The following is a 10,597-nucleotide window of genomic DNA, read 5'->3' as shown; positions in this document are numbered from 1 at the left end:
GCATCGATATCACGCGGGCTGGTTGTCGAGATCGACGTTCAGGCCGAGGGATTTGAGTTCCTTGACCAGCACGTTGAAGCTCTCGGGGATGCCGGCCTCGAAGTTGTCCTGCTCGCGGACAATCGCTTCGTAGACCTTGGTGCGGCCCGACACGTCATCGGACTTCACCGTCAGCATCTCCTGCAAGGTATAGGCGGCGCCGTAAGCTTCCAGCGCCCAGACTTCCATTTCGCCGAAGCGCTGGCCGCCGAACTGCGCCTTGCCGCCCAGCGGCTGCTGGGTCACGAGGCTGTACGGGCCGATGGACCGGGCGTGGATCTTGTCATCCACCAAGTGATGCAGCTTCAGCATGTAGATGTAACCGACCGTGACCTTACGCTCGAAATGCTCGCCCGTGCGGCCATCGGTCAGCACAACCTGACCGGAGGTCGCGAGGCCCGCCTTGCGCAGCATGCCCTCGATATCGTCCATGCGGGCGCCGTCAAATACCGGCGTCGCGATGGGGATGCCCTTCTTCAGGTTGTCGCACAGCTCAGTGAGCTGAGCCGTGGACATATTGGCGATGTCCTCGCGGTAGACCTTGTCGCCATAGATGTCGCGCAGCTTCTCCAGCAACTCATTCTGGGCGGCGCCGGTGCGGCGATACTCGTCCACCAGCTCCCCGACCTGCTTACCGAGTGCGGCGCAGGCCCAACCCAGATGGGTTTCGAGAATCTGACCGACGTTCATGCGCGACGGCACGCCGAGCGGGTTGAGCACGAGATCGACATGCGTGCCGTCTTCAAGGAACGGCATGTCCTCGATCGGCGTCACGCGGGAGACGACGCCCTTATTGCCATGGCGACCGGCCATCTTGTCGCCCGGCTGAAGTTTGCGCTTCACGGCGACGAAGACCTTGACCATCTTCATGACGCCGGGAAGCAGCTCGTCCCCGCGCTGGAGCTTGTCGACCTTATTGTCGAAGCGCGCCTGAAGGCGCTGCACGCTGGCATCGAATTCGCGCTTGATCAGCTCGATCTCCGCCATCGCCGCATCGTCCTGCACGCCCATGTGGCGCATGGCGCCACGCGGATGCTCGGCCAGAACCTCTTCGGTCAGCACGGTGCCGGCCTTGATGCCCTTGAACCCGCCGGATGCCTTACGCTCCTGCAGCTTCTCCTTCATCCGGTTGAGGAAGGAACGCTCCTGAATCGCCTTCTCGTCGTCACGATCCTTGGCCAGACGCTCGATCTCGGCGCGCTCGATCGCCATCGACCGCTCGTCCTTATCGACGCCACGACGGCTGAAGACGCGAACATCGACGACGGTGCCGGAAACGCCCGGCGGCAGACGCAGCGAGGTATCGCGCACGTCAGACGCCTTTTCGCCGAAGATGGCGCGGAGCAGCTTCTCCTCCGGGGTCATCGGGCTTTCGCCCTTCGGCGTGACCTTGCCGACCAGAATATCGCCCGGGTTCACTTCGGCGCCGACATAAACGATGCCGGCCTCATCCATGTTCCGCAGCGCTTCTTCGCCGACATTGGGAATGTCGCGGGTGATTTCCTCCTGGCCGAGCTTCGTGTCGCGCGCCATCACTTCGAACTCTTCGATGTGAATGGAGGTGAACACGTCGTCGCGCGCGATGCGCTCCGAGATCAGGATGCTGTCTTCGAAGTTGTAACCGTTCCAAGGCATGAACGCGCAGAGCACGTTGCGGCCGAGGGCGAGTTCACCCAGCTCCGTCGAGGGGCCGTCGGCGATGATGTCGCCTTCCTGCACCCGATCACCGACACGAACCAGCGGGCGCTGATTGATGCAGGTGGACTGGTTGGAGCGCATGAACTTGCGCAGACGATAGATGTCCACGCCGCCGGTGACGCCATCGACCGAAGCCGCGCGGACCACGATGCGGGCGCCATCGATCTGATCGACCACACCGGCGCGCTTGGCGACGATGGTGGCGCCGGAGTCACGGGCAACCGCCGCTTCCATGCCGGTGCCGACGAGCGGCGCATCGGCGCGGATGAGGGGCACCGCCTGCCGCTGCATGTTCGAACCCATCAACGCACGGTTTGCGTCATCATTCTCAAGGAAGGGAATGAGCGCAGCCGCGACCGACACCAACTGGCGCGGCGATACGTCCACTGCTGTGACCTGATCCGGCGGCACGAGGCGGAAGTCACCCTGCTGGCGAACCGAGACGAGGTCGCCGGTGAAGCGGTTGTTCTCGACTGGCACATCGGCCTGGGCGACGATCAGCTTCTCCTCTTCCATGGCGGAGAGGTATTTCCAGCCTTCCTTCACTTCGCCGTTTTCGACGAGGCGATAGGGGGTCTCGATGAAGCCGTATTTGTTCACCTTGGCATAGGTCGCGAGCGAGTTGATCAGGCCGATGTTCGGGCCTTCCGGCGTCTCAATCGGGCAGATGCGGCCGTAATGGGTCGGATGCACGTCGCGCACTTCGAAACCGGCGCGCTCACGCGTCAAACCGCCTGGCCCGAGGGCGGAGAGGCGGCGCTTATGCGTCACTTCCGACAGCGGGTTGGTCTGATCCATGAACTGGCTGAGCTGCGAGGAGCCGAAGAATTCGCGCACGGCGGCGGCGGCGGGCTTCGCATTGATCAGGTCATGCGGCATGACGGTGTCGATATCGACTGAACCCATGCGCTCACGGATGGCGCGCTCCATGCGGAGCAGGCCGACGCGATACTGGTTCTCCATCAACTCGCCGACCGACCGCACGCGGCGATTGCCGAGATTGTCGATGTCGTCGATCGAGCCGCGACCGTCCTTCAACTCGCACAGGATCTGCACGGTCTTGAGCACGTCTTCCTTGCGCAGCACGCGCACCGTGTCCTCGGCATGAACGCCCAGGCGCATGTTCATCTTGACGCGGCCGACGGCCGAAAGGTCGTAGCGATCGACGTCGAAGAACAGGCCACGGAACAGGGCCTCGGCGGTCTCGCTGGTCGGCGGCTCGCCGGGGCGCATGACGCGATAGATGTCGATCAGCGCGTCGTCGCGGTTGCTGTTCTTATCGACTGCGAGGGTATTGCGAATCCAGGGACCCTTGGACTGGTCGATCGCGAGCGTCGGCAGGGAGGTGATACCCGCCTCTTCCAGCGCCGCCAGCTTGGGCTCGGTCAGTTCCTCACCGGCTTCGATGAAGATCTCGCCGGTCTCCTCGTTGACGAGGTCGATCGCCATGAAGCGGCCGAGCAGGTCGAGGCGGCTGGCCAGGACTTCCTTGGTCTTCTCGGCGATGCGGCGCACCAGACGCGTCGTCATCTTCTCGTCCGGCTTGGCCACGATCTCGCCCGTCTCGGCATCGACGAGGTTCTCGAACAGCTTCATGCTGCGGAAGGAATCGGGGTCGAAGGGCCGCGCCCAGCCCTTGGCGGACTGGGTGTAGACGACCTGCTTATAGAAGGTCCCGAGGATCTCCTCGGTTCCCATGCCCTTGATTTCGCTGATATCGATGGTCTCGCCCTTGGCGAGGCGGGCGGCGCGCAGCGCCTCCGTCTCAGCGCTGTCGAGGGCGTAGAGGAGCGTGCTGACCGGCAGCTTACGCTTGCGGTCGATGCGGACGTAGACGAGGTCCTTGCTGTCGAACTCGAAGTCGAGCCACGAGCCGCGATAGGGGATGACACGCGAGGTGAACAGGAACTTCCCGCTCGAATGGGTCTTGCCCTTGTCGTGGTCGAAGAAGACGCCCGGGCTGCGATGCATCTGGCTGACGATGACGCGTTCGGTACCGTTAATGACGAAGGTGCCGTTGTCGGTCATCAGGGGCAGGTCGCCCATATAGACCGGCTGCTCCTTGATGTCGCGGATCGAGCGGGCGCCCGTATCCTCGTCCAAATCCCAGACGATCAGGCGCAGAACCACCTTCAGCGGTGCGGCGAAGGTCATGCCGCGCTGAATGCATTCCTCGACGTCGTATTTGGGTTCTTCGAGTTCGTAATAGACGAATTCAAGCCGGCCGCGGCCCGCGAAATCGTCGATCGGAAAGACGGACTTAAAGACTTCCTGAAGGCCGGTCTGCGTCCGGCTATCCGGCGGCACGACCATTTGCAGGAAGGCTTCGTAGCTCGACCTTTGGACGTCGATCAGGTTCGGCATCGGAGCCACTTCCGGGATCCGTCCGAAGCTCTTGCGAATCCGCTTCCGCCCGGTGAAAGATTGGTTCGAGCCACCTGAAATAGCGTTCATCGCTTGCCCTTAGCCCTCGATTTTCACACCGCGCCGGGATAATGCCGGCCGGCCTCAGACTGGTCAGGCACAGATTGCCCGATCATGCCTCTGTCCGCTTCGCGCCGTTGGGGCGTTCGAAGCTCAGTCCCGATCTTCCGACCGTCAGGCCAATTCCTGGACCCGGGTCTTAGACCCGCGCAACCGAGGAAAGGGTGGCGATCGACCCGATCACCACCCCGTTCCGTCGTTCAGTCACCAGCCAGGAAGAACTCCCTGGCTGGCCGAAATCACTTGATTTCGACGGAGGCTCCGTTCTCTTCAAGAACCTTCTTGATCTTCTCGGCTTCGTCCTTCGTCACGGCTTCCTTGACGGCCTTCGGAGCGGCCTCGACCAGGTCCTTGGCCTCTTTCAGGCCGAGACCCGTGATCGTGCGCACTTCCTTAATCACGTTGATCTTCTTCTCGCCGATCTTCGTGAGCATCACGGTGAATTCGGTCTGCTCTTCGACGACGGCGGCGGCGGCGGCGGGGCCAGCAGCGGCAGCGGCTGCGGGCGCGGCGGCGGAAACGCCCCACTTCTCCTCAAGAAGCTTCGAAAGCTCAGCGGCTTCCAAGACGGTAAGGGCGGAAAGCTGTTCCACCAAGCTCGATAGATCGGCCATGTCTGAATTCCTATTATGTAAACTTTGATCGGTTCAATGCAAGCCGTTCTTTTTACGGCATCACATTCCTGAAAGGTCGGCTAGGCGGCGTCTGCCGTCTCGTCCCTTCTGGCATAGGCCCCGAAGACCCGCGCGAGATTGCCGGCCGGCGCCTGAACAACGCCTGCGATCCGGGTGGCGGGGGTCTGAATCATCCCTACCAGCCTTGCGCGCAGCGCATCGAGCGACGGAAGTTCGGCGAGTGCCTTGACCCCAAGCGCATCAAGCGCCTGAAGCCCGAGGGCACCACCGATCACGACAAACTTCTCGTTGATCTTGGCGAACTCGACAGAAACCTTCGCCGCAGCCACAGGATCCTTGGACCACGCAAGCGCGATCGGGCCCTTCAGCAGCGGTTTGATGCTGTCGAATCGGGTACCTTCCAGGGCGAGGGTGGCCAGACGGTTCTTCGTAACCTTGAAGTCCACCCCTTCCGCCCGCATGCGCTTCCGCAGTTCCGTCACTTCGGCGACCGTCAACCCGTCATTACGGGTCACGACCACCATGGACGTCTCTGCGAAAACCGCCGCGAGGGAAGCGACGAACTCACGCTTCTCCGTACGGTCCATTCTACACTCCTTGGCCGCAGGCTTGCGCCTGCCACCGGTTACCCATGAGCGGCCACTGGGCTTTCGCCCGCTGTCCGCCCGGTTCGCCTGTCCTTAGCCGGAACCGCCAAAGCCATCCGGCCCGCGCCTGCGCGGACCTTCCGATCATTGGCTTCCCCGTCTCCCAATCGCGGACCTGCTGGTCCTTTAAGCCTCGGCCAGTGCCGGGCACGTCTGGTCTTGGACAGGTTCGGAGGGGTCCCCCCCTCCTCGCCGCCTGGCCGAGGCCAGACGGAATTCTGTTTTACTCGGCGGCGCCGATCGCGAGGCTTGCCACTTCGAGACGAATGCCCGGCCCCATGGAGGAGCTGAGCGCTGCCTTCTGAAGATAGGTGCCCTTAGCGCCGGTCGGCTTCGCCTTGGTGATGGCATCCGCGAGGGCGCGAATGTTCTCGATCAGCTTGTCGTCGTCGAAGCTCGCCTTGCCGACGCCGGCATGAATGATGCCCGCCTTCTCGGCCCGGAACTCGACCTGACCGGCCTTGGCGGCGGAAACCGCGCCCTTCACATCCATCGTCACGGTGCCGAGCTTGGGGTTCGGCATCAGGCCGCGCGGCCCGAGAATCTTACCCAGACGACCGACGAGGGCCATCATGTCCGGCGTCGCGATACAGCGGTCGAAGGCGATCTCGCCGGCCTGGACCTTTTCGGCCAGGTCCTCGGCGCCGACCACATCGGCACCGGCGGCGAGGGCTTCCTCGGCCTTGGGGCCACGGGCGAAGACGCCGACGCGCAGCGTCTTGCCCGTGCCGTTCGGCAGGCTGATGAGGCCACGGACCATCTGATCCGCATGGCGCGGATCGATGCCGAGGTTCATAGAGATTTCCACCGTCTCATCGAACTTGGCGCGGGCATTGCCCTTCACCAGCTTGATGGCTTCGGTGAGCGTATAGGTCTTGGTGCGATCGAAGCTGGCGTAGCCGGCGGCGAGGCGCTTGTCCTTGGCCATCTGATCAGCCCTCCACAACCGCAAGGCCCATCGATCGGGCGGAGCCTGCGAGCATACGCACCGCGGCCTCGACGTCGTTGGCATTCATATGGATCATCTTCTGCGCCGCGATCTCCCGCAGCTGGGTCATCGTGACCTTGCCGACGGTGGCGCCCTTGCCGGTCGTCGTCGAGCCCTTCTTGATGTTCGCGGCCTTCATCAGGAAATAGGTGTTCGGCGGGGTCTTGGTGATGAAGGTGAAGGTGCGGTCGGCGAAGGCCGTGATGACCACGGGCACCGGCATGCCGGGCTCCATGCCCTGCGTCAGGGCATTGAATTCCTTGCAGAACTGCATGATGTTCAAGCCACGCTGACCGAGCGCGGGACCCACGGGCGGGGACGGATTGGCCTTGCCGGCCGGAATCTGCAACTTGACGTAGCCGGTAATCTTTTTAGCCATGACCCTCGTTCCTGTCTCTGTGGGACGGACAAGGACCGCGGTACATGCGAGGGCAATCGCTCACCCTCTCCCGCGTTCCGATGAAGGCGGGGCTGATACCGGAGGAAAGGGTATGAGTCCAGGGTTGCAAGCCCGGACTGCCCGCCGGGCAGCCATGCGGGCTGGCCTGATTGGTGGATGACGCTGCGCGTATCCACCCTACGAAGCGGGCATCTAGGGCGGAAAAGCAAAGCGCATTCCGCCGAACCCCTCAAGCCAGTTTCGCGGCGAAATCCTCGACGAGGTCACGGATCGCCGCCGGTTCGGTCTGTTCCATAACCCGCCGAGCGAGGCGCGCGCAATCGGCGATCGACACCGCCCGCACCACCATCTTCACACGCGGCACGGCGCTCGCGTTCATGCTCAGGCAGCGCAGGCCGAGACCCAGAAGCAGCGGCGTCAGCTTCGGGTTGGCCGCCATCTCCCCACAGACCGAAACCGGCTTGCGCAGCCGCAAACTGGCTTCGATGGTGAATTGTACCAGGCGCAGCAGCCCCGGATGCAGCGGGTCATAAAGTTTCGCGACATCGGCGTCGCCGCGATCGGCGGCCATCGCATACATCGTCAGGTCATTGGTGCCGATGGCGAAGAAATCGGCCTCCAGAGCCAGGGCGTCCGCCGACAGCGCGGCGGCCGGCGTTTCGATCATGATGCCGATCGGCGGCAGCCGTTCCGGCATCGTCTCGCCCCGCCGGCGCAGGCGCTTGGCGACGCGCTGGTAAATCTCCCGCGTGGCGCGCACCTCATCGATGGTCGTGACCATCGGCAGCAGCACCTTCACCGGACCCGAGACCGCCGCGCGAATGATGGCCGCGAGCTGCGTCTCCAGCAATTCCGGATGACGCAGCAGCATGCGGATGCCGCGCAGGCCCAAGGCCGGGTTGAGCCGCGTCAGTTCATTGACGGTGCTGGTGGTCTGAAGCGCCTCGATCTCCTTCTCGCCACCCCAGTCGAGCACGCGGATCGTCACCGGGTCGCCGCCCATCGCCTCGATCGCAGCGCGGTAGGCCTCGGTCTGCTCGTCCTCATCCGGAACTTCCGAGCGGTTCATGAACAGGAACTCACTGCGGAATAGGCCGATGCCCTCGACGCCCGCTTGGGCGATCAACGGCAGCTCGATCGGCACTTCCAAATTGGCGAGAAGCTCGACCGACTGGCCGTCCGTCGTTTCGGCGGGCAGACGACGGAGCTGAGCGAGCTTCTGGCGCTCCCGCGCGAAGGCGGTGGAGGCGCGGCGGGCGGTCGCCATGGTGGTCACGCTGGGATGCACGACGACGCTGCCGGCATGGCCGTCCAGCACCATCAGGTCCCCGGTGCGCACGAAATCGGTAATGCCGGGTGCGCCCAGAACGGCGGGAATGCCCAGGGCGCGCAGCATGACGGCGGTATGGCCATCGGTGCCGCCCTCCTCCGTCACCACGCCGGCGAGGCGGGCCGGGCTGAGCAAGGCGGCATCGGCCGGCCGCAGATGGTCGATGACGAGCACCGTGCCCTGGGCGAGCTTGGCGAAGCTTTGAAACGGTGTTTCGGTCAGGTTGCGGATCAGCCGTCGCCCGATTTCGCGGATTTCGTCGGCACGCCGCTTGAGCCCCGCACGGTCCCGGTCGGTCGCGGCCATCATCGTCACGGCCAGGGCCTCGGTTTCAGCCGCGACGGCGGTTTCGGCGGAGGCCAGACCCTCGACGCGCTTGCGCGCCCCGCGCAGCAGCCGGGACGGGCCGATCATTTGTATATAGGCGTTGAGCAGCGGCTCCAGCTCCGCCTGGCCTTCGGCCGGCAGCATGGCAAGCTGGGTGCGCAGTTTGTTGAGCTGGCGGCGGGATTTGGCGATCGCCTCATCCAGCCGCGTCAGCTCAGCCTCGATCTCGTTGTCTCGAATGGCGCGGGGCTGAAGAGAGGGGGATTGGTCGGTGATGAGATGGGCGGGACCGATGGCGATGCCGGCGCCGACCGGCAGGCCCGCAAAATGCTTCTCTTTCTTGAGCGGCTGGGGTGCCGCTCTCCCCTCAGTCTTCCTCATGAAAGCCGGACTCGATCAACGAGGCCACGGCGTCCAGGGCTTCCTTGGCGTCCCAGCCCTCAGCCGAGACCGTGACTTTGGAGCCTTGGCCGGCACCCAGCATCATCAGGCCCATGATCGACCGGGCGGACACCGTCTGGCCGTCTTTCGCGACGTCGATGGAGGCGCCGAACTGCTCGGCTGTGGTGACCAGCTTGGCGGCGGCGCGGGCATGCAGGCCGCGTTTATTGATGATCAGCAAATGCCGGACGGTGACCGAAGTGCCGGCGTCACCCTGTCCGTATTCGCTCATCGGCACGTGCCGCTGCGCGCGCCCTGAAGAACCTGAGAGGCGCAGGCGATATATTTTCGTCCGGCGTCCTGCGCGCAGATGACGGCGCTGGCCAGGTTCTGTTGTCCGCGCACCTTGGCGAGTTTGACGAGCATCGGCAGGTTCACGCCCGCGATGACTTCGATCGAGCTGCTGTCCATGACGGAAATAGCGAGATTGCTGGGCGTGCCGCCGAACATATCGGTCAGCAGCACCACGCCATCCCCCATATCCACACGGTCGATCGAGCGCTGAATGTCGCGTCGTCGATCTTCCATATTATCGTCGGCGCCGATGCAGACTGTCTCGACCCCACGCTGGGGCCCGACGACATGCTCCATGGCCAAGCGCAACTCTTCGGCAAGGTGGCCGTGAGTGACAAGCACAAGACCGATCATAATGAGTTCAGTGGCCTCCCGTGGCCGAGCATGTCGTTGTCGTACAGGGGTTCATGCGGCCGCTGAACCCGTGGTGTCCTGTGAACGTTCGGCCCGGTCAAGCTCGCGATGGATCACCATCGGTTGCCAGCCGGCATCTCGTAGTTTCCGCGCCAGACTTTCGATCAAGAAAACGGACCGATGACGTCCTCCCGAGCAACCAATCGCCAAGGTTACGTATTTCTTACCTTCCTGCACGAAGCGCGGCAGCAATAGCAAGATCATCGAAAGGATAGCCTGCTGGAAAGGCGTGCAGTCCGGGTCCGTTTCGACATATGCGCAGACTTCGGGGTCCAAACCAGTGCGCGGCCTCAGCACTTGGTCATAGTGTGGGTTGCGCAAGAAGCGGGCATCGAAGACGAGATCGGCTTCCGGCGGCAAGCCTCCACGATAGGCGAACGAAATCAACGTGAGCGCCAGACCGTCTTCGGTGTTGACACCGAAACGGCGGGTGATGACCTGACGCAGGGCAGGCAGTGCCAAAGCCGAGGTATCCAAAACCAGATCGGCAGCCGCGCGTAGATCATCGGTCAGGGCGCGTTCGGCGGCGATGCCGTCCCGCACTTGGCCTTGCGGCGCCAGCGGATGTCGCCTGCGGGTTTCCGTGTAGCGCCGCAGAAGAACAGCATCCTCGGCGGTGGCGAAGACCAGTTCGGGCGCCCGATCCAGGTCGCGGGTCAGTCGTTCCATCGCCGCGAGAATGGCGGTCGCGGCGAAACCGCGGGTTCGTGCGTCAATGCCGATCGCCAGCGGCAGGTCGGTGCGGAACAGCAATTCGTCCAGCAAGGAGAAGGGTGGATTATCGACCGTCTCATAGCCCAGATCCTCCAGCGTATGGAGGATGGAGGACTTGCCGGCCCCCGACAGGCCGGTGACCAGCACGATGCGGCGGTTTTTCATGCCCATCGGACGGTCATGGCG

Annotated in this window: 9 protein-coding genes; all 9 read right to left on the bottom strand. The window is 63.7% G+C overall.

Annotated elements, in window-relative coordinates; all coding sequences use genetic code 11:
• Positions 1-9: 9 nt before the first annotated feature.
• The 9 genes from rpoB to rapZ all read right to left on the bottom strand — a co-directional run bounded on the left by rpoB (position 10) and on the right by rapZ (position 10,582).
• Entirely contained in the window at positions 10-4,191 is a 4,182-nt protein-coding gene (rpoB, locus tag QP803_RS19890) for a DNA-directed RNA polymerase subunit beta (RefSeq protein WP_284945204.1), read from the bottom strand.
• Between the two features lie 269 nt (positions 4,192-4,460).
• Positions 4,461-4,835: a 50S ribosomal protein L7/L12 gene (rplL, locus tag QP803_RS19885; RefSeq protein WP_284945203.1), complete on the bottom strand. Its 375-nt coding sequence runs from the start codon at positions 4,833-4,835 to the stop codon at positions 4,461-4,463.
• Positions 4,836-4,915: 80 nt separating this feature from the next.
• On the bottom strand, positions 4,916-5,443 hold the full coding sequence (rplJ, locus tag QP803_RS19880; protein WP_284945202.1) for a 50S ribosomal protein L10: 528 nt from the start codon (positions 5,441-5,443) through the stop codon (positions 4,916-4,918).
• A gap of 283 nt (positions 5,444-5,726) precedes the next feature.
• Positions 5,727-6,431, bottom strand: coding sequence for a 50S ribosomal protein L1 (gene rplA / locus QP803_RS19875; RefSeq protein ID WP_284945201.1), 705 nt, complete (start codon positions 6,429-6,431; stop codon positions 5,727-5,729).
• Between the two features lie 4 nt (positions 6,432-6,435).
• On the bottom strand, positions 6,436-6,870 hold the full coding sequence (gene rplK, locus QP803_RS19870) for a 50S ribosomal protein L11 (RefSeq protein WP_284945200.1): 435 nt from the start codon (positions 6,868-6,870) through the stop codon (positions 6,436-6,438).
• Between the two features lie 250 nt (positions 6,871-7,120).
• On the bottom strand, positions 7,121-8,929 hold the full coding sequence (ptsP, locus tag QP803_RS19865; RefSeq protein WP_284945199.1) for a phosphoenolpyruvate--protein phosphotransferase: 1,809 nt from the start codon (positions 8,927-8,929) through the stop codon (positions 7,121-7,123).
• Positions 8,916-9,221, bottom strand: coding sequence for an HPr family phosphocarrier protein (locus QP803_RS19860; protein WP_284945198.1), 306 nt, complete (start codon positions 9,219-9,221; stop codon positions 8,916-8,918). The genes ptsP and QP803_RS19860 overlap by 14 nt, the downstream gene beginning before the upstream one ends.
• Positions 9,218-9,637: a PTS sugar transporter subunit IIA gene (locus QP803_RS19855; RefSeq protein ID WP_284945197.1), complete on the bottom strand. Its 420-nt coding sequence runs from the start codon at positions 9,635-9,637 to the stop codon at positions 9,218-9,220. Before QP803_RS19855 ends, QP803_RS19860 begins: the two co-directional genes overlap by 4 nt.
• A 51-nt stretch (positions 9,638-9,688) precedes the next feature.
• Positions 9,689-10,582: an RNase adapter RapZ gene (rapZ, locus tag QP803_RS19850; protein ID WP_284945196.1), complete on the bottom strand. Its 894-nt coding sequence runs from the start codon at positions 10,580-10,582 to the stop codon at positions 9,689-9,691.
• Between the last annotated feature and the right edge of the window lie 15 nt (positions 10,583-10,597).

It is taken from the genome of Acidisoma sp. PAMC 29798 (genome assembly GCF_030252425.1).
GTDB classification, from domain to species: Bacteria; Pseudomonadota; Alphaproteobacteria; order Acetobacterales; family Acetobacteraceae; genus Acidisoma; species Acidisoma cladoniae.
The sequence above is the reverse complement of the archived record's forward strand: the minus strand, read 5'-3'. Positions and strand labels throughout refer to the sequence as shown.

Excerpts from the sequence above, each read along its gene's own strand:
- rpoB (WP_284945204.1), bottom strand. The coding sequence starts at position 4,191 with ATGAACGCTATTTCAGGTGGCTCGAACCAATCTTTCACCGGGCGGAAG.
- rplL (WP_284945203.1), bottom strand. The coding sequence starts at position 4,835 with ATGGCCGATCTATCGAGCTTGGTGGAACAGCTTTCCGCCCTTACCGTC.
- rplJ (WP_284945202.1), bottom strand. The coding sequence starts at position 5,443 with ATGGACCGTACGGAGAAGCGTGAGTTCGTCGCTTCCCTCGCGGCGGTT.
- rplA (WP_284945201.1), bottom strand. The coding sequence starts at position 6,431 with ATGGCCAAGGACAAGCGCCTCGCCGCCGGCTACGCCAGCTTCGATCGC.
- rplK (WP_284945200.1), bottom strand. The coding sequence starts at position 6,870 with ATGGCTAAAAAGATTACCGGCTACGTCAAGTTGCAGATTCCGGCCGGC.
- ptsP (WP_284945199.1), bottom strand. The coding sequence starts at position 8,929 with ATGAGGAAGACTGAGGGGAGAGCGGCACCCCAGCCGCTCAAGAAAGAG.
- QP803_RS19860 (WP_284945198.1), bottom strand. The coding sequence starts at position 9,221 with ATGAGCGAATACGGACAGGGTGACGCCGGCACTTCGGTCACCGTCCGG.
- QP803_RS19855 (WP_284945197.1), bottom strand. The coding sequence starts at position 9,637 with ATGATCGGTCTTGTGCTTGTCACTCACGGCCACCTTGCCGAAGAGTTG.
- rapZ (WP_284945196.1), bottom strand. The coding sequence starts at position 10,582 with ATGGGCATGAAAAACCGCCGCATCGTGCTGGTCACCGGCCTGTCGGGG.